This is a genomic window from Halomonas sp. SIMBA_159, assembly GCF_046536035.1.
GTDB lineage: Bacteria > Pseudomonadota > Gammaproteobacteria > Pseudomonadales > Halomonadaceae > Vreelandella > Vreelandella venusta_A.
The window spans coordinates 1-275 of record NZ_JAWJBT010000503.1; the positions used below are offsets into that span (position 1 = coordinate 1).

A 275-nucleotide genomic window follows, 5' to 3' on the forward strand; every position below is an offset into this window, starting at 1 on the left:
TAGGCCACCAGGCGTGCCAACGGCGGCAAGCTGGTATCGGTTAAAAAACGCGTCAGCTTAGCTTTCAGATAAGCAGAATAGTGCTCAACCAGCACCAAGCCATACTGCTCTTTACTGGCGAAATAGTGATAAAACGAGCCCTTTGGCACGTTAACGCTGCGCAGGATCTCATCAATACCTGTCGCCGCAAGGCCGCGCTCGGTAAGAATGGCTACGCCGGCTTTGATAAGCTGAACGCGGGTCTCGCTGTATCCGGCCAGCGATTTTGGCGGCCT

1 protein-coding gene is annotated in these 275 nt (G+C 54.5%); it reads right to left on the reverse strand.

Annotation, left to right across the window (positions count from 1 at the left end; all coding sequences use genetic code 11):
- Nucleotides 1-275 (reverse strand): TetR/AcrR family transcriptional regulator (locus R0J87_RS20195; RefSeq protein ID WP_498888484.1); only part of this gene is annotated, 275 nt, incomplete at both ends.